This is a genomic window from Planctomicrobium aquicomposti (assembly GCF_051466325.1).
In the GTDB taxonomy this organism is placed as follows: domain Bacteria; phylum Planctomycetota; class Planctomycetia; order Planctomycetales; family Planctomycetaceae; genus Planctomicrobium.
On record NZ_CP195792.1, the window covers coordinates 2,387,560 to 2,406,085 of the forward strand.

The 18,526-nt window shown below is 58.5% G+C and carries 17 protein-coding genes; 13 read left to right on the forward strand and 4 right to left on the reverse strand.

Annotated elements, in window-relative coordinates:
• Nucleotides 1-15 precede the first annotated feature (15 nt).
• Complete coding sequence (locus SH664x_RS09200) at nt 16-1,671, reverse strand: sodium:solute symporter family transporter (protein ID WP_437206887.1); 1,656 nt, start codon at nt 1,669-1,671, stop codon at nt 16-18.
• A 484-nt stretch (nt 1,672-2,155) separates the two neighbouring features.
• Here SH664x_RS09200 and SH664x_RS09205 point away from each other — a divergent pair, with 484 nt between their 5' ends.
• On the forward strand, nt 2,156-3,322 hold the full coding sequence (locus SH664x_RS09205; protein ID WP_437206888.1) for a substrate-binding domain-containing protein: 1,167 nt from the start codon (nt 2,156-2,158) through the stop codon (nt 3,320-3,322).
• 157 nt (nt 3,323-3,479) lie between these two features.
• Here SH664x_RS09205 and SH664x_RS09210 read toward each other — a convergent pair whose 3' ends face one another.
• From SH664x_RS09210 to SH664x_RS09220, 3 genes are all read right to left on the reverse strand, one after another.
• Nucleotides 3,480-4,424 (reverse strand): acetylxylan esterase, encoded by a 945-nt coding sequence (locus tag SH664x_RS09210; RefSeq protein ID WP_437206890.1) that lies wholly within the window; start codon nt 4,422-4,424, stop codon nt 3,480-3,482.
• A gap of 100 nt (nt 4,425-4,524) precedes the next feature.
• Nucleotides 4,525-5,517 (reverse strand): sialidase family protein, encoded by a 993-nt coding sequence (locus SH664x_RS09215; protein ID WP_437206891.1) that lies wholly within the window; start codon nt 5,515-5,517, stop codon nt 4,525-4,527.
• Complete coding sequence (locus tag SH664x_RS09220; protein WP_437206893.1) at nt 5,514-6,569, reverse strand: amidohydrolase family protein; 1,056 nt, start codon at nt 6,567-6,569, stop codon at nt 5,514-5,516. Before SH664x_RS09220 ends, SH664x_RS09215 begins: the two co-directional genes overlap by 4 nt.
• A gap of 413 nt (nt 6,570-6,982) precedes the next feature.
• Here SH664x_RS09220 and SH664x_RS09225 point away from each other — a divergent pair, with 413 nt between their 5' ends.
• From SH664x_RS09225 to SH664x_RS09280, 12 genes are all read left to right on the forward strand, one after another.
• On the forward strand, nt 6,983-8,146 hold the full coding sequence (locus SH664x_RS09225) for a GntR family transcriptional regulator (protein ID WP_437206894.1): 1,164 nt from the start codon (nt 6,983-6,985) through the stop codon (nt 8,144-8,146).
• Nucleotides 8,147-8,255: 109 nt separating this feature from the next.
• Entirely contained in the window at nt 8,256-9,335 is a 1,080-nt protein-coding gene (locus SH664x_RS09230) for a DUF1559 domain-containing protein (RefSeq protein WP_437206896.1), read from the forward strand.
• Nucleotides 9,336-9,534: 199 nt separating this feature from the next.
• Nucleotides 9,535-10,059, forward strand: coding sequence for a carboxypeptidase-like regulatory domain-containing protein (locus SH664x_RS09235; RefSeq protein ID WP_437206898.1), 525 nt, complete (start codon nt 9,535-9,537; stop codon nt 10,057-10,059).
• A gap of 160 nt (nt 10,060-10,219) precedes the next feature.
• Nucleotides 10,220-11,014: a HEAT repeat domain-containing protein gene (locus SH664x_RS09240; protein ID WP_437206900.1), complete on the forward strand. Its 795-nt coding sequence runs from the start codon at nt 10,220-10,222 to the stop codon at nt 11,012-11,014.
• On the forward strand, nt 11,011-12,309 hold the full coding sequence (hisD, locus tag SH664x_RS09245) for a histidinol dehydrogenase (RefSeq protein ID WP_437206902.1): 1,299 nt from the start codon (nt 11,011-11,013) through the stop codon (nt 12,307-12,309). The genes SH664x_RS09240 and hisD overlap by 4 nt, the downstream gene beginning before the upstream one ends.
• 96 nt (nt 12,310-12,405) lie before the next feature.
• On the forward strand, nt 12,406-12,993 hold the full coding sequence (locus tag SH664x_RS09250; protein ID WP_437207200.1) for a sulfatase-like hydrolase/transferase: 588 nt from the start codon (nt 12,406-12,408) through the stop codon (nt 12,991-12,993).
• Nucleotides 12,972-13,799 carry an HpcH/HpaI aldolase family protein gene (locus tag SH664x_RS09255; RefSeq protein ID WP_437206903.1) on the forward strand — a complete coding sequence of 276 codons (828 nt, stop codon included), beginning with the start codon at nt 12,972-12,974 and terminating at the stop codon, nt 13,797-13,799. Before SH664x_RS09250 ends, SH664x_RS09255 begins: the two co-directional genes overlap by 22 nt.
• A gap of 1 nt (nt 13,800) precedes the next feature.
• Nucleotides 13,801-14,820: a Gfo/Idh/MocA family protein gene (locus tag SH664x_RS09260; protein WP_437206904.1), complete on the forward strand. Its 1,020-nt coding sequence runs from the start codon at nt 13,801-13,803 to the stop codon at nt 14,818-14,820.
• A complete protein-coding gene (locus SH664x_RS09265; RefSeq protein ID WP_437206906.1) occupies nt 14,817-15,611 on the forward strand; it encodes an SDR family oxidoreductase in 795 nt (264 codons plus the stop codon). Before SH664x_RS09260 ends, SH664x_RS09265 begins: the two co-directional genes overlap by 4 nt.
• On the forward strand, nt 15,605-16,720 hold the full coding sequence (locus tag SH664x_RS09270) for an alanine racemase (RefSeq protein WP_437206908.1): 1,116 nt from the start codon (nt 15,605-15,607) through the stop codon (nt 16,718-16,720). The genes SH664x_RS09265 and SH664x_RS09270 overlap by 7 nt, the downstream gene beginning before the upstream one ends.
• Complete coding sequence (locus SH664x_RS09275; RefSeq protein WP_437206909.1) at nt 16,717-17,637, forward strand: dihydrodipicolinate synthase family protein; 921 nt, start codon at nt 16,717-16,719, stop codon at nt 17,635-17,637. Before SH664x_RS09270 ends, SH664x_RS09275 begins: the two co-directional genes overlap by 4 nt.
• Entirely contained in the window at nt 17,634-18,479 is an 846-nt protein-coding gene (locus tag SH664x_RS09280; protein WP_437206910.1) for an amidohydrolase family protein, read from the forward strand. Before SH664x_RS09275 ends, SH664x_RS09280 begins: the two co-directional genes overlap by 4 nt.
• The last annotated feature ends 47 nt before the right edge of the window (nt 18,480-18,526 follow it).

Here is an 18,526-nt window from a genome sequence, read left to right on the forward strand (position 1 = left end):
AGTTCGGGATCAGAACTACGGCTGTGCTGAGGCAGCGGCCTCGACTGTGGTGGGGGACGTCACGAATTCGTTCGTCAATGGTCCCGGTTGACCCTTGACGATGGCCTTCCAGGTGAATCGCCGTCCCGGGTGTGGCCGGCCGTCTTCAATCAGCAGACTGATGATCGCGGAGCTGACAATCGTTGTGACACACGGAACTGCGATCGCGAGCAGAATTGTGGGACCGGTCGAAAGGCCGAAAATATCTTTCCCCCAACTCCATAGAACAGCCGTCAGCAGCCCCAGCGTGACACCCACCAAGACGGAACGGGTCGTGCAGCGGGGAAGAAACATGCCGACAATAAACAGCGCTGCCAGAGGGCCGACGAACAAGTTGAAGAACCGGGGCATGAGGTCAATGATCGTCAACCCGCGCGAGCTGGCGATGTTGGCGACGAACACGGCGTTCAAGGCAACACCCAACGCGATCGCGATACTCAGATACCGGGCGAATTTCAGTGACTTACGTCCTCCTTCCTCATTGGATTTTCGGGTCAGGTCGGTGGTGACAACGGCGGTCACCGAGTTGACGCCTGCCTCCAGCGTCTGGATGGCATCACACAGGAAGGCGGAGATGACCAGCCCGGCGCAGCCCGCGGGAAGTTCGCTGCTGAGAAAGTGCGGGAAGAGCTTGTCTGCGGAGTTCGCGAGTGTCCAACCGGCGGGCATCCGCCCGGGATTCGCCAGATAAAACGCCAGCAAGGCGAAGCCGCACAGCACGAGCAGGGTAATCATCGTGATCTCGGCTGCGATGTTGATCAGGTAGCTGCGGCGAGCTGCGGACAGCGACGGGGTGGAAAAATAACGTTGCAGAACCACTTGATCGGAGCCGTGGGTACAGATGTCCCAGAAGAACCGGTTGATCATGGCGGTGACGATGGTCACTCGAACGGTCAGATCCCAGCTGAACAGCGGCGGGGTTGTGTGTTCGCTGTGAGTCGCAGCAGCGGTGTTCCACCATTGCACGGGAGTTTCACCCCCGTTGATCATCACTGCTCCGATGACCATCAATGTGCCGGCCAACAGCAACAGACATTGCAGGACATCGGTCCAGATCATCGCCTGAATGCCGCCGATGGATGTGTAGATGGCGGCAATGACGCCGACGGCAAGAATCCACCAGTACATGTCCGGACCCGGGAGAAATTCCAGATCGGGACCTTTCACGCGATCCAAGGCCATCGACGCGGCAAAGACCACCATGCTCATCCATCCCAGCCGCAGCAGGAGAAACAGGCTCGCCCCCATGACCCGGACCAGCCGGCTAAACCGGAATTCGAGGTATTCGTAGGCGCTGGTAAGCCGCAGCCTCATGAAGAATGGAATCCAGAGTTTCAGAACGACCAGGGCCGAAAGGGGAATCGCCAGATAGCTGCAGAAGTAGCCGATTCCATGCTTGATCACCTCGCCGGGAGCTCCGAGATAGGTGAGAGTGGAAAAGAGGGTCGCGAGAATGCTGAGGCCGACGGCAAACCAGGGAACGCTGCGCCCGCCGACGAAGAAATCGCTGACGGAATGCTGGCGACGACCAAACCAGAGAGCAATACCGAAGGTTATCAGCATGTAGGCTGCGATGGCGACAAAATCGAGGGTTTTGAGTCCCGTTTGAATTTGAAGTTCGTTTTCAGCCATCCTGCATTACACTTTCCGTTGAACGGGAGAAGGAGCTCACACGCACATCAGGCCACGGTCGCCAGCGTGGCACACGGACCAGACTTCACGACGGGGGATCACCAAACGTGACACAAGCACTGAACGTCGAGTCGGGGAAGTCCAGTGGACGATGTCCCGAGGTTGTAGCGTCTTGGGTAAGGCTGCGTTTTGCCAAGAATCGCAAACAGTAAGAAGAATTCAAAAGGATCGTACCACGTAAATACCATATTGCAACAACAGCACCGGACGAGTTTTGCAATTTGTTTCGACACTGAACCTGCGGGGAAGGCACGCTCGATATAATATATTTTAAACAAAAATGTTACATCAATGTTGAAGTTTTCTTCGAAGGCTTTTGCGATCGCCCTGGTCGACGGAAAGGATGGGGACGGGTTCGATTTTGACTTTCCCCTGTGAAGAAATAGAATGTGGTTCGAACAACTAGAAATTCAAGAAAGCCCGAATGTCCCCCTTCGAATCACTCTCTGATGCCTCGCTTGGAAAGATGCTGGCTGAGGATGGCATCCCCAAGCATGAGCGGTTGCGGGATTTTGTTGTACAGCAGATTGAAGCTGGAAAGATGCAGATCGGGGAGGCTCTGCCGCCGGAGATCCGCATCGCCGAACTGTTGGGAATCGCCCGGAGCACCGTCCGTCAGGCGCTGGCGACTTTGGAACGGGAGGGGATCGTCCGTCGCGTCCATGGAAAGGGCACATTTGTTCACGACCAGGCGCGACAGCGCCTCAAGAAAGGGCAGGACCTGTTCGCACTGATCGTCCCGGAAACCGGAGCAGGGTTCTATCCTTCGCTGCAGGTCAGCTTCGAAGAAGCCGCCGCAAATCAGCACAATCAGGTAATTGTCTGCAATTCGAACAACGAAATCGATCGCCAGGGAAACTCCATTCTGCAGTTGATGGATCTCCGCGTCGCCGGGGTTGCCATCGTCCCCACCACGTCGCCCGCGACACCGGCGTTTCACATCCGGCAGCTGCATGAACGCGGAATCCCCGTCGTTTGCTGTTCGCGGCCGGTCGACGGAGTGCAGGCCCCCTTGCTGGGAATTCCGTTTGAAGATGTTGGACAACAGGCGGGTCGACTCATCCGTGATGCAGGTCACCGTTCGACCGGATTTATTGCCGGCTTTGAATCCGCCTCCAGCAGGGCCTATGAGACCGGCTTCCGTCGCGCGCTTGGCCCACGCGTTCAGGTTGAAAGCTATTTTGGAGTTAACCCCAGTCCAGATGTGTCGTCACAGGAGGAGCCGCTGGAGCGGGAACTGAAGCGAATGCTCTCGTTGCCGGAACCGCCGACCGCACTCTTTGTCACGTTCGACTCACTCGCGGAACTGGTGTATCTGCTGTTGAACCGGCTCGGCCTGCGCATTCCCGAAGAGATCTCATTGGTAGGATTCGGGGCGGTACGTCGCCAGGGAGCGCTGATCAGCCGCCTGACGTCCGTAACCGTGGACGAGCGTCGCATGGGACGCGAAGCGATCGAGCTGCTGCAACTGATGCGCACTGGTGCTCTGCCGCTGGACGCGCATGAAGTTCGCATGCTGCCCTTGGATATCAGCGAGGGGAAGACCCTTGCTCCGCCCAAATACAGCCTGGAGCTGGCGGGCGAAAGTTAGCCCCGATCCCGGGGAAGCAGGGCGGCGTTTCAGCGACAATCCATGATTGAATGCTTGGTTTTCCACCGCCAGAACGCCAAACGTATTCGAGTTTCGCTATCGAGTCTCTTTTGCATCGATTTTCTCGCGGCAGTGGCGCTGGCGTTCAATGTGGAGCTTATTCCGGCTTGCGTAGCTGACTGTCGAGCCACCGCCATGTTTCCTGATAGAAGTCGACGCAACTCGTGTGAGTCAACTCAGAGTAATGCTTCAGGATTCTCTGGCCTTCAGGAATCTGTCTTGCGACCGCTTCAATGGTGGCGCTGGGGCACAGGGTATCTTTTCCGCCCGAACTCATCAGCACAGGAGCCCGCAGCCACCCGCACAGCAGCAACGGATCGAAGTACCTTAATGTGGCGAGAGCTGCAGCATCATTCCGATTGGCTTTCGTCAACAGTCGATTGACCAGAGATCCCTGAATCTCCGCTGCCAGCGGCATCGCACACAGAAACGGAACATGGGCGACTACTGCAGTAACACGGTGATCCAAACTGGCAACTGCCAGAGACAGTCCCCCTCCCTGGCTGGTCCCCACTAAAGCCAGACGGCTTGAATCCAGATCATCCCGAGTGCAGACGTAATCAATGGCTCGCATCAGGTCGGCAAAGGCTCCCTGATAATAGGCCCCTGCTGGTTGATCGAGTTTCGCGGTCAGCTTGTCGCCGGACCACTCAGACAGAACGCCGGATTCCCCCTGGCCACGTGGAAAAACCTGCAGGACGGCATAGCCTCGCTGGCATTCACTGAGCATGACCGCCTGCTGCTTTCCTCCATAGCCGGGCGAGGAGATGATGATCGGCCAGCGCGGGGCAGGTCCTTCGCCATGGACCGGAAGTGCCAGCAGGCATCGAAATCGCACCTGGTTCAAGCCCCGTAGTGTGATCCTCCACACGCGAAAGGGGACCGGTTCCTGAAGCGCCTCGACTTGGGGATCGGCTGGGACCTCATCCAGTTGCTCCCTGGTCTGCTGCCAGAAGCGTTGGACGTCATCGGCGCTCGAGGCAGCAGGATCACCGAGCGTCAGCAGGATGGCGATCAAGAGTTTGCACAGCCCTGCCTGCATTAGGTACCCCCTAGAGAGTGCGGCGAACTTGAACAAAGGCCGCAGCCGAGAAACAGAAGCCTGTTCTCGGCTGCGAACTCTTGCAAACCGCTACGGGAGCTTAGTCCACTTTGATCTTGGCGAGGTAGATATCTGTCTTCTTGTTTTCGTGAGTTGAGTAATAGCTCATCCAGACGAAACCGTCCTGGTAAACCAGTCCCGGATAGCTGGTGTCGCCACCAGAGGGGAGAGTGACGATTTCCGTCAGCTTGGCCTGAGCCGGGTCGAGTGACCACAACTGCGTCTTGGCTCCTCCGGGATAACGTCGGCCGCCGACGAGAATGCGACCATCCGGGAGTTGCAAAAACTGGGGGCCACCAACCCGCTCTTTGAGGCTGCGAAACGTCCACTCTGTGTACGGAGCTTTTGCAACTCCGAGCAACGCGGTCGTATCTTGCTCACCGTCGCGGCGAATGATCGCCAGAGCGGAATTGTCGGGCAGGAACAGTAGCGAAGATTCATTCACATACCCCTCGTTATTCAGTTGGGGGACCAGTGTGGTGAAGTGCTTGCCGTCCTCGCTGACATACAACCGTGTCGATCTGTTTTTCATGGTGGCATAGCCGATGCCATATGCCTTGCCATCATGCCACGTGAGGCGCCAGATCCAGTAGTCTGGATCTCCGATGGGAAGGGCCTCTCCCCAGTCGGTCCCATCCTTGGAATACCAGACAAACGACTGGTGGCTGCTCCCTTTCCTGTCGTGCCAGGCCCCCGCGCCACACAGGCAGAGGCGACCATCGGGGGCGACGCTGATCTTGGCATCCCGGAGATCGGCATCCGGTGCGGTCACCCGTGCTGCGGATTTCCAGGTCTTCGCGTCATCCGAGGTCAGCACGCGCAGCGCTCCGTCGGGAGAAATGTGCTTTTCACCTTCACGAAATACGCAGAACCACTTGCCGTCGTGATACAGCAGATCGGTGAACGCGTTATGGGGCGCTTCGCCCCAGATTTTCTGAACGTCAACGATCTTTCCCGACGTTTTTTCCGCAGCGGACAACCCCTGCGGAGCCAGCAAGGAGACTCCTGCCAGCAACAGATAAAACACTTTCATGCGAGACCCTTTTGTTGAATGGTTCTACGATCTTCACAACTGGGAGGCGGCATCGACCCGGAAGTCTGCGATCCGGAAATGCGCAGCAACTGCCTCGCATTCCGATTGAAAATCAATTCAATTTCCGGGTCCGTCAAACCGACCGTGCGGGATGCCTGCCGCAAGGCCATTAATGATTCGACCCCCAGTCGGACGGGGGCCGCAAAGCGATGGTGCGACCAGTCAATCCAGGTGTTGTCGACCCAGAGAAAGCCGTCGCCGATGGAGATGCAACGCCCCAGCAGTTCGCTGACTGGAAAATCCGTGCCAAAGAGCAGTCGCTCGGGGCCAAACGTCCGTAGAACAACTTCCAACGGGGCTGATTCACAGATGCACGACGTATCAAAATACAGGTTATCGAGCCCCTGCAGTTCGTGAGCGGCCTCAATCGTGTGATGGGCGCAAAATCCACGTCCGGCATGGGCGAGGACCACTCTCGCCTGCGGATACTCTCGGCACTTCTCCCGAAGATGGACCTGGTTCGTCAGGTCCGAGAGAGCTTGTCGCCGCACCAGATGCAGCATGATCACCAGTTCATAACGATCAGCCAGTTCCCACATCCAGCGGGGCAGATAACCAGGAATTTCTGCTTCATAGGTGTCACCACTTTCTGCAAACAGATGGTAGGGCTTGAAGCCGCTCCACCCTTCCTGCAACTGTGATTCGATTGCAACCGGATCGTCTTGCGGAGCGACGAGCAGCAGGCCCCTGTCGAGTGGACCGGTCAGTTCTGAACGCACAAAGTCATTCGCAGCACTCCGGTCCATGCCCACTTTCGGCAATCCAAAAAACAAGCCGCCAGATCGTTGTGCGGGAAGCCATTCCTCAAGCTGCTGCGCCCAGAGCAGCCGCGAGAGAGTCTGCTCTGGCTGCCGGTCTCCCAGCACTTTCAGCAATGCAGGGCCACCCCCCCCTGGGGGAGCCAGATGCGCGTGCGCATCGAACACCTCGGGAGGGACAAAGCCGGACAGTTTCTCGATCGCCCAGGCATTGGTTGCTGAACCGGGGGTCATCAATGTTGACCTCGCAATGTCATTGCCTGAAAAAAAGAAAATGCGACCACGTGTGGTGACCAATGTTTGGTTGACAGGGAAGCGGCTGTGGTTGAACCGACAGGCGCTGACGACGTTTCCATCCCCTCCCGGGAAAATCCCGAATTTTTAATTCTGTGGCGGGCCCTGTGGGTCAAAACTTGCGAAGCACGCCCGAAAACTACGCGAAGATGATGCTTTTTGTGGCAACTTGATCATAAAAGGTACCTACCTTTTGTCAATCCAGCGTCGACCAGGCTGTCGCTCGAGTCGACGAATCAGGATTCGTGAACGCCATTTTTTCAGTGTAATCACGACATTTTTCACAAGACTTGGAGTTGACGGCATAAAAACGACTTGTATGCTGAGATGCGTACCTCATGTAGGGGAGACGTATGGATCAGCTGAAGTCGACCGACCGCAAGCCTACCGTTCGTCGGCAGCAGGAAGTGTCGACTCAGCCGAAATACGAGCGGCTGCGAGATTTGGTCGCCGCGCAGATTCGTTCCGGTGAACTCCAGGCCGGAGAATTGCTCCCCTCCGAGCTTCAGTTTGCAGGAACACTGCAAATGGCGCGAAGCACCGTACGCCAGGCCCTGTCCTCACTGGAGCGGGATGGGCTCGTGCGAAGGGTTCACGGTAAGGGGACGTACGTGCATGAGCAGGCGCGGCAACGCCTGAAGGTTGGTCAGGACCTGTTGGCGCTCATCGTTCCCGAGACAGACTCGGGGTTCTACCCCGCCCTGCAGAAAAGTTTTGAAAACGCGGCGGCGGACGTTCACAACCAGGTGGTCGTCTGCAACTCTGGGAACGAAATCGACCGGCAGGGAAATTGCATTCTCCAGTTGATCGACCTGCAGGTGGCCGGCGTGGCGATCGTCCCGACTACGCGACCCCAGACGCCAGCATTTCAGATTCGCCAGCTGCAGCAGCATGGTATTCCGGTGGTCTGCTGTTCGCGTAAGGTGGAAGGAGTCCAGGCTCCCTTGCTGGCGATTCCGTTCGACGTGGTTGGTCGAACGGCTGGTCGGGCGATCGGTTCGCGCGGGCATCGACGCGTGGCGCTCGTTACGGGGGATCTCACCGAGTCGGTCACTCTGATGGAGCAGGCGTTTCGGCAGGCTCTGGGAGATCAGGTTGATCTGCAGGTGTGCTACGGGGCGGTCGCTTCGACTGTAGTGTCGAGGCACGAACAGGAACTGGAACAGATGCTGGACCGGCTGTTTGCCTTGCCGGCGCCACCAACAGCGATCTTTTGCACATTCGATTCGTATGCAGAGATGCTGTACGTACTGCTGGGACGAAGAGGGATCCGGATTCCGGAAGACGTCTCTCTCGTGGGGTTTGGTGGAGCCCGGCGCATTGGCGCGATCCAATCGCGTCTCGTTTCCGTCACGCTGGATGAAGAATTGCTGGGGCGTGAAGCCATTGATCTGCTGAACCGGATGCGGAGCGGGGAATTGCCGATTGATCTGGCAGTGACTCGCGATCTGCCGATTGGATTAAGTGAAGGGACCAGTCTGAAAACGTCTGGCATCACGGGCCGTCCCTGCTCATGATGCTGTGCTAGAAATTTGCGTTGTGCTTTGAAGTGAATACTTGTTGGTAACGCTCACCATTCGCTCGAGAATTTTTTTTATTTCACCATATCCAGGCGAAGGAGTTTGAATGATGCCGATTGCAAGAAAGCCCAAACGTTACTGCGGATTCACGCTGATTGAACTGCTCGTGGTCATTGCGATCATTGCCGTTCTGATTGCATTGCTGCTGCCTGCCGTGCAGCAGGCTCGGGAAGCCGCCCGCCGTTCCCAGTGCAAGAACAACCTGAAGCAGATGGGCCTGGCCCTGCATAACTATCTCGACACGTTCGGCGTGTTTCCGATCGGACATTGCTATCGGCCCAGTGGCAGCGCCGCGAGCGGCAACTCCGGCGGCGGAAAAGGCTGGAGCTGGGCCACGTTGCTGCTCCCCTATCTGGATGGTGGCAATGTGTACAACTCGCTGAATCTCAGCGCGACGATGGCGGATACGAAAGAGGGGAGTACGACTGCCGGACCGGTGTTCCCCGGCAGCAATAACAAGGCGTTTGTATCGACACCCATGCCCTGGGCGCTCTGTCCTTCCAGTGCCACCCCACTGACGGGAGCCAACGGAGGCACCGGGCTGCCGGGGCGTTTCGACGCATTGGCAACAACGAACTATAAGGCTTCCGCTGGATCGTTTCAGGGGAGTGAGTCCGGCTTTCAGAGCCACCCCTCGACGGAACGATACAATGGTCTGTTTTTCCGCGACAGCAACATCAGCCTGCGGGATGTCACGGACGGTTCGTCCAACACCATTGCGATTGGTGAGAACAATTGGGAGCTCAGCCAGATTGGTCGTCTTTATGGGGCAGTCGCACAAGCTGGGGGAACAACCAACGGCGGTTCTTTCTGGTTTCTCAGCAATGGCGAATGGCCGCTCAATCCTCCCGCAGGGTTAACACCTGCAACGAACTGGTATGACTATGGCTACCACAGTGCCCATAGGGGGGGAGCCCAATTCGTCTTTGCCGATGGCCACGTCTCATTCATCAGCGAGAACATTCATCACACTTTCCGCTGTTGGGGGAATAACTCAAACACGAACAACTCGAATTGCAGTGCAGCGACTCCGACTCTCGTTGCGGACGCGAATGCGGCCACTACTTACGGACTTTATCAAAGGCTGTTTTCGAGAGCTGACGGGTTCATCATCGGTGAATTCTGAGCGGGCTGATGTTGACGTCTGCGGAACAGTGAAGTGGAGAGAATGGGGTGACGGCCTAGCTGTCATGAAGTGAGGGTGCCCTCCCAGGTCTGTTGATCAACCGGATCCTCTTTCTCCCCTTCGAATCAGTCCCCCGGATGATCCCTGATCTTGACGTGGGATGATGCGTCTGTCGGAGCGTGTCGCGGAACAGATTTGTATGCAGCAGCATTTCGCTGTCGCGGTCGACCAGATCACCATGGAGTCAGAAATGTGTGGGTCTCGTTTCCTGTTGAACAGCACGATCTGCTGGCCGGGATTGTTCGCCGTATTACTCGCGGGATGCGGTGGAGCCGGGGTGCCGCTGACGGATGTCAGCGGCGTGGTCACGCTGGACGGAAAACCACTCCCCAAGGCAACGATTCAGTTCATGCGTGTTGACGAAAATGGACAGGGGATCAGCCGCCCTTCTGTCGCGACCACGGATAGTTCCGGACGGTACAAGATGCAATACAGTACCCAGCATCATGGTGTTCCCCCCGGCACCTATCGTGTGACCATTTCCACGTTTAAATCGGAGTCACTCGACAATCAGGAGCGGGTCATCCCCCGTGAGCCGGAACTCGTTCCCGAAGTCTACAATACGAAGTCTGAGCTGAGGGCCGACGTTTCCAAACGGACCACCATGGACTTCGACCTGAAGAGTGATGCGGGGCCGATTGTACAGCCGGATGGTCGGAAATAGTTGCCGGTCGTCAGAACGCAGCTGAAATTTCTGACCTTAAGCTCATTGGACTGTGATGACAGTGGGGCCACTCAAACTCTGGTGCATATCGATGGCATTCATTGCTGCGATTCACGCTCCCTTCGCACAGAGAGCGGATGCACAATTCACGGATGAGAAGATGACAAAGGAATTGAAAGATGCACTTCAGCTGCAGGGGACCTGGGTCAGCATTCATGCCGCTGATGCCCTGTTGCAGCTGGGAGAGCTTCAAACGGTTTGGAACGCGTTTGAGGCTCAGCAGGAAACGTCTGAACCACGCTACCGGATTGGCGTGTGGAGAACACTGGCAAAGTCGGCGCCAACCGATTCACAACGAGCGAAGTTCGTAGGGAGAATTCAGGAAGTCCTGCGCGATGATCAAGCTACAGATCAGCTCCATGCTGTTGAAGCGCTGGCCAAGCTGCGGTTGCCGATTGCACAGGAAGACCGGGAAGTTGTGCAACGGATGGCCTTTTCTTCCACCGATGCCGGCGCCCCATTCGCATTGTGGTGTCTGATGAATTCCGGCGATGCCACCGCGGCAGATCAGCTGGTGGCCTGCATCACGAGTCCGTTACCGGTCGCCAGGGCGCGGGCAGCTTATGTGCTCTGGCAACGGGGTGAGGTGACCGATGAACGGCGGGGTGCGATTGAACAGCAGCTTTCCAGCGAATCGGACGATTCTCCCGCAAAAGTGATGCTGACCGCTGCGTTGGGCGGTGAATCTGCATTGAAACTCGCACAGGAAGGGACCACAGCGGGAGCCCGTTCGATGGGGGCTATGGCGATTGTCGGAAATCAGTCTCAAGCGGCGCGGGACGCCCTTGAGAATCTGATGAAAGATCCGGATCAGGATCTGCGCGTCGCTGCTGCGTTTGCGTGGTTGAAAAACTTCTCAAAGTCCGCCGTGCCTGCCGGAGTGACCACACGATGAAGCTGTTGAAGGATGGCGGCCACCGTCTGTTCGAGAGCGATCCCGAAACAGGTCGCATTGTCTCTGAAATGCTGCTCGATCTCGAAACGCATGGCATGAATGCCGTGCGCAAGTACAGCCAGCGATTTGACCATTGGTCTCCCGGAAGTTTTGAACTCTCGGCCAGTGAAATCTCGCGTGCCGTTAGTTCGCTGCCGGAGCAGCTGATCGAAGACACTCGCTTCTGCCAGGAGAACGTCCGTCGTTTTGCGGAAGCCCAGCGGCAAACGCTGCTGCCGCTGGAGGTCGAGATTCGTCCTGGCGTGATTCTGGGACATCAACACATTCCGGTCGAAAGGGTGGGGAGCTACATCCCTGGCGGTCGTTACCCGATGTTCGGCTCAGCGCAAATGAGCATCATTCCCGCTAAGGTGGCCGGGGTGAAGCAGGTCTCAGCCTGCACTCCTCCTGTCGTCCGGGATGGAAAGCCCGTCGATCCCGGTTACTTTGCAGCCACCGTCTTTGCAATGCAGGCGGCCGGCGCGGACCGGATCTTCATTCTCGGGGGAGTTCCGGCACTGGCGATGATGGCTTTCGGGCTGGGGGACGTCGAGCCGGTTGACATCCTCTGCGGTGCCGGCAACAAGTTTGTCGCTGAAGCGAAGCGGCAACTGTTCGGTCGCTGCGGAATTGATCTGCTTGCCGGCCCGACCGAGATTCTGATCATTGCTGATGATTCCGCCGATCCCGAACTCGTCGCCTGTGACCTGCTCGGGCAGGCTGAACACGATCCCCACAGCGGGGTCTGTCTGATCTGTCTCAGCGAGGATTTCGGTCGCCGCACTATCGCCGAAGTTGAGCGGCAGTTAAAAGTGCTGCCGACGCGGGAAATTGCTTCGCAGTCCTGGCGCGATAACGGCATCGTCATGGTTGCCGACAGTCAGGCAGAAGCCGTGGCTCTCAGCGACGACTATGCTCCCGAGCATCTGGAACTGCACGTCAGTGACCTCGACGGGTATTTCAACAGCCTGAACAATTATGGTTCGCTTTTCATCGGGGAAGAGACCACCGTGGCCTACGGAGACAAGTCCATCGGCACCAATCATATTCTGCCGACCAGCCGGGCTGCCCGTTACACCGGTGGCGTATGGGTGGGCAAGTTTCTGAAGACCTGCACTTACCAGCGGATGACCCCAGCAGCGAGTCGGCAGGTTGGTGAAGTGACACAGCGGCAGTGCCTGGTCGAGCGGATGGAGGCTCACGCCCTGACCGCGGAGATTCGGGTAGAACGTTATGCTGTCGTCGGCACGCCCTGATTCTGCCGCAGGTCGGTTGAGTATCATGAGAAGACCTATCAGTGGGGATGAATGCCGTTGGGAAATCTGATTTGCCGTATCTGCGTGACGGTTGTCATGTTGGCTGCGGGAGGTAATGCGGGCCGCGGTGCCGTGCCGTCACGACCGAACGTGCTGCTGATCGTTTCCGAGGATCACAGTCCACAACTCGGGTGCGACGGTGATGGAGCGGCGCGCACTCCACGATTGGACACTTTGGCCGCCCATGGAGTGCGATTTGAGTGGGCCTTCGTCCCCTTTGCCGATTGCAGTCCTTCCTGCGCGTCATTTCTGACAGGCCACTTTCCTCACCAGAACGGGCAAATCGGACTGTGCGCTCACCGGTTCACCAGGTATGACGCAAGTGTGCCTGGTGCCTTTTCATCACTGAAGGCATCAGGCGATCGCATCGGGTTGATCGGCAATCTGCACGTTTTGCACGAAGAGAGTTTTCCCGTTGACGTCCGCGCCATTCCGGATGTGAACTTCAATCATCGGAACATCAGTGACTACGCGGCCGCGGCAGCCGGTTTCTTCGATCAGAGCGATCAGCCGTTCTTCGCATCCAATAACTTTGCGGACGCCCACCCCTGGGACCGTCGCAAGATTGAAGTTTATTTCTTTTACCTAAATGGAATTTGTCGGTGGCCAGAACCAGCCGTGTAATCGAAAACCTTAAGCAGGGTCTCCCGTCTCTGGGGGTTAGTCTGCATCTGAATGAGCCCTCCGTATACGAGCTGACGAGCCTGATGGGATTTGACGCCATCTGGCTCGACCTGGAGCATCACACTCATTCCGTGGAATCGGCCAGCCGGCTCATTCAGGCAGCCCGTGTGGGAGGAACGGATGTCGTCGCCCGTCCGGGAAAAGGAGAGTTCATGCGGATGGCGCGCCTGCTGGAAGCCGGCGCAGCCGGGATCATGTATCCCCGCTGCGATTCCGCCGCCGAGGCCGCCGAGGTCGTGAAGTGGGCCCGGTTCGCCCCCCTTGGCAAGCGTGGCTTCGACGGCAGCGGAGCCGATACAGCGTTTCTAATGACACCGATGAAGGAATACATCAAGCGCGCCAACGAAAACACGTATGTCATCATTCAGGTCGAAGAGCCGGAAGCTCTGGATCAGTCCGATGAGATTCTGGCCGTCCCCGGTGTGGATATGCTGATGTTCGGCCCGGCGGATTTCAGCGTTCTGACGGGTATCCCCGGCGAGTTCGGACATCCGAGTATCCAGTCTGGATTGGAACGGGTCGCCCGCGCGGCGCGTCAGGCGGGGAAACACTGGGCGGCGACGTGTGGAAGCCTCGATGTCGCTCACCAATATATTGAAATGGGTGCGCGGCTGGTATTTCACGGTTGCGATCTGGTCTACGTGAAGCAGGGACTCGACCAGTTACGGGAAGCCGCCGGAGAGAAGCTGGGGATGAAAATCGGTCCCCGCTCCCAGGGCACAAACAGCTATCTCGCGGGGAACTAGCGTGCCGGCATCATCTCACAAGATTGTCATTCTTGGAGCCGGCTCGATTGGTGAGCGGCACCTGCGCTGCTTTCTGGCGACGGAGCGGGCACAGGTCGGCTTTGTGGAGCCGCGCGCGGAACTGGCTGCCGAGATCGCCAGCCGCTACCCATCGGCGACGCTCCATGCATCCCTCAGTGCCGCCATTGCTGAAGGCGTGCAATCAGCAGTCATTGCCACGCCAGCGCCCTTGCACTTACCACAGGCGAATGAACTCGTGTCTGCCGGGCTCCATGTCCTGATTGAAAAGCCCTTAAGCATCAACCTGACTGGAGTCGATCAACTACTCGAGGCACGGGCACGGACGGAACGGATTGTGGCCGTGGCCTATGTCTATCGGGCGAACCCCGTGTTGACGGAGATGCGGCAGGCGTTGCAGAGTGGGCGATATGGCTTGCCGTTGCAGCTGGTGGCAACCTGTGGCCAGCACTTTCCAACGTATCGGCCAACTTATCACCAGACTTACTACACGCGACGGGAATCGGGAGGAGGAGCCGTTCAGGATGCACTCACCCACATTCTCAACGTCGGCGAATGGCTTGTCGGCCCTATCGACCGGGTCGTTGCGGATGTCGGGCATCAGGTCCTGCCGCATGTGGATGTCGAGGATACGGCTCATGTGCTCGCCCGGCATGGGCAAGTGATGGGGAACTACACACTCAATCAGCATCAGGCTCCCAATGAGGTGACCATCACAGTGGCCTGCGAGCGGGGAACCTTGCGGTTCGAAAGTCATCAGGCACGCTGGCGGGTGATGGAAACCCCCGACACCCCCTGGACCGATTCTGCACCCGTCACGCTCGCGCGGGACACCTTATTCATCCGTCAGGCGAATTCATTCCTGGATGCGATTGAAGGTCGGGCGGCCCCGCTTTGTTCTCTGGAAGAGGGAATCGCGACCTTGCAGACCAATCTGGCGGTACTCGCCAGCGCGGACCAGGGAACCTGGCAGCAGGCACCGGGAAAGCAAGAACCGGCATGAGCAATCCATCCGTTCAGGAACTGTTTAGCCTTGCCGGGAAGACCGCGCTGATCACCGGCGCGACCGGGCATCTGGGATCGGCGATGGCCCAAGCCCTTGCGGAGGCGGGAGCACGCGTCGTCGTCAGCAGCCGCCACATCGAAAAGGCGCAGGCGTTCGCGAATCAGCTGCCTGTTTCGCCGACAGGTCCGCACGCCGCTGTCCAGATTGATCAGACCTCCGAACTCTCTCTACAGCGGGGGATGGAAGCTGCCTGCGAAGCCGCAGACGGGATCGACATTCTCGTCAACAACGCCCATCAGGCATTAGGGAGCGACTGGACAACCGTGACCGGCGAACAGTTTCAGCAGCAGTTGGCGAATCTGACGGGGTATTTCCTTCTCGCACGGGCCTTCCGTGATCAGGCAGTCAACCGGCAGTCAGGGGGAAGCCTGATTTTCATTGGCTCGATGTATGGAGTGGTGGGCTCCTATCCGGATGCCTATGCCGGAATTGGGGCGGCCAGTCCGGTCGCCTATCATGCCCTGAAGGGCGGGATCGTGCAGATGACCCGTCACCTCGCGGTCTACTGGGCGGAGGACCGGATTCGGGTGAACTGTCTCAGTCCGGGGCCGTTTCCTTCCGGGAATGCCCCCCCCGAGATGGTGGAAAGGCTGAAAGCCAAATCTCCCATGAAGCGGATGGGGACGGCCTCAGAACTCAAGGGGGCCGTTGTATTTCTCGCCAGCGAGGCCGCCAGTTATGTGACGGGCCAGAATCTCGTAGTCGATGGAGGCTGGACAGCATGGTAGAGACTTTTCAATCCGCACGGGAAGCCGTTGCCCAGACCCCGTCGCTGGTCATCGACATCGCCACGGTCGACCGGAATATCCGTCGGCTGGCCGAGTACGCGGCCAGCCACCGCCTGCAGATTCGTCCTCACACCAAGACGCATAAGTCGTTGTCGTTCGCGGAGCGGCAACTTGCGGCCGGCGCGAGCGGACTGACAATTGCCAAGGTGGGGGAAGCGGAGACCATGTCCCGCGTCTCTTCCGATCTGCTGATAGCCTACCCCGCTGTGGATAGCGTTCGAGCACAGCGGATCGCTGAGCTGGCAAAGCGGCATACGGTGCGGGTCGCGGTCGATTCGTCCGCCGGTGCCCGCTCGCTGGCGACTGCGGCGCAGGCCGCCGGCTCCACGATCAGCGTGCTGGTGGATATTGACGTCGGGTTTCACCGCACAGGAGTGCAGAGTGCGCTGGATTCCCTGCTGCTAGCCCGAGAAGTCGTCTCCCTGAATCCGGCGCTCCGGCTCGGCGGACTTTTCTTTTATCCTGGCCATGTCTGGTCCTCGGGAGCCCAGCAGGCTACCGATCTGGGAAAGGTCGAAGCCATCATCAGTGAAGCGATCGATTGCTGGCGTCGCGACGGGCTGGAGGCACGCATTGTCTCCGGTGGCTCGACACCGACCGCGTTTCAGTCCCATCTAGTTTCGAGCCAGACCGAGATCCGCCCCGGGACTTACATCTTCAACGACATGAACACGGTGCAGGGGGGATTCTGCAGCCTCGAAGACTGTGCCGCTGGCATCGTTTGCACCATCGTCAGCACCACCGTTCCCGGCAAGGCGGTGATTGATGCCGGCACGAAGACATTGACCAGCGACCGGAATGTGACCAAACCCGAGTCCGGGCACGGTCTGGTGCTCGAATACCCTGGTGCCCGTCTGGTCCGCCTCAGTGAAGAACATGGCGAGATCGACCTCGCAGAATCGCCGGCGACTCCGCGGATCGGAGACCGGGTCACGATCATCCCGAATCATATCTGTCCCTGCATTAACCTGCAGGGAGTCGTCTGGGGCCAATACTCTGGGGGAGCATTGGAAAAAATCAACATTGACACGCGGGGGCTGCTGACATGACGGCATCGTCGACCACCCTGGCGGGAGTTCTGCCAGTCTTTCAAACACCGTTTCATGAAGATGAGACCATTGACAGCGACACGCTGGAGCGTGAGATCGACTGGCTGTTCGAGCGCGGCTCCGACGGCATTGTGATGGCAATGGTCTCCGAGGTTCTCCGGCTGGATGATCAGGAGCGGCGGCAACTGGCCGAACTGGCCTGCCGGTTTGCCCGGGGACGCGGAGCGGTCGTCATCAGTGTCGGCACTGAATCGACGACCACCGCCGTCCGCCTGTCGAAACACGCTGCAGACTGCGGGGCAACGGCACTCATGGCCATTCCCCCCATCTCGATCGGCCCGCTGGAGGATGAACTGTTCCGCTACTACGAGCGGATCGTCACGGCGACGCCGCTGCCAGTGATCGTGCAGGATGCCAGCGGGTACGTCGGCCGGCCGATGTCGATCGCGTTTCAGGCACAGTTGATGCGGACTTTCGGCGGCGACAGGATTCTGTTCAAGCCGGAAGCGACACCGATCGGTCCCCGTCTGTCGCAGCTACGGGACGGAACGGGAGGACAGGCTCGCATTTTTGAAGGGACCGGGGGAATCGCGCTGGCCGACAGCTTCCATCGTGGCATCGTCGGCACCATGCCCGGAGCCGACCTGATCACGGGCATCGTCGCTTTGTGGAAGGCACTCAGCGCCGGACGGGAACAGCAGGCTTATTCGCTGTCCATGCCGATCAGTGCGATTGTCGCGCTGCAGCACTCACTGGACGCATTCCTCGCCATTGAAAAATACCTGCTGGTGCAGCAGGGAGTCTTCCGCAACACCATCACCCGCGGGCCCCGGGGCTATCAACTCGATCCCGAAACACAACAGGAAGTCGACCGGCTCTTCAGGATTCTCGGCCGGACGATTGAGGAGCAGGCATGATTATCGATGTGCATAGCCACGTCTGGGAGTACCCGCTGCACTTTGGTGACGATTTTGTGAAGCAGGCAATGCGGGCTCGCGCCGGACAGGAAGTCGATCTGACCGTCCGCTACGAGGATTACCGCGCGACCTGTCCCCCGGAGACAAAGACCGTCGTCTTCGGCGGCAAGGCCCGACTGAGCGGTCAATGGGTCGAAGACGAATACGTTGCCAATTATGTCAGCAAGCATCCCGATACGCTGATCGGCTTCATGTGCCTGGACCCGACGCAGCCGGGCTGGGAACGGGAGATGCGACACGGGCATCAGGGACTGGGGCTGCGCGGCATCAAACTGCTGCCGATGTATGCCGGCTTTCGCCCCGACGATCCACTGCTGGACCCGATGTGGTCCTACGCCAGCCGGCACGAGCTGCCGGTGCTGCTGCACACCGGCACGACCTTCATCTCACAGGCGCCGCTGGAGTGCACGCTGCCGCGGCATCTGGACACGGTCGCGATCCGCTTTCCGGAAGTGAAGATGATTCTCGCCCATCTGGGGCATCCGTATGAAGGAGAGTGCATCGTCACCATCCGCAAGCATCCGAATCTGTATGCCGATGTCTCCGCCCTGCATTACCGTCCTTTCCAGCTGTATCAGTCGCTGATGCTGGTGCAGGAATACGGGGTGTGGAACAAGGTGTTGTTCGGCACCGATTACCCGTTCACCACCGTCAACGAATCCGTCAACGGGCTGCGAAAACTGAACAGCATGGTCGAAGGAACCAACCTCCCCCGGCTGAATGAAGACCAGTTGGAGAAAATGATTCACCGCGATTCCCTGACCCTGCTGGGGCTCGCCTGAGCGGTGAATCGAAGCCCGGAATTGGGAACGTCTGGGGCTTCCCGTCG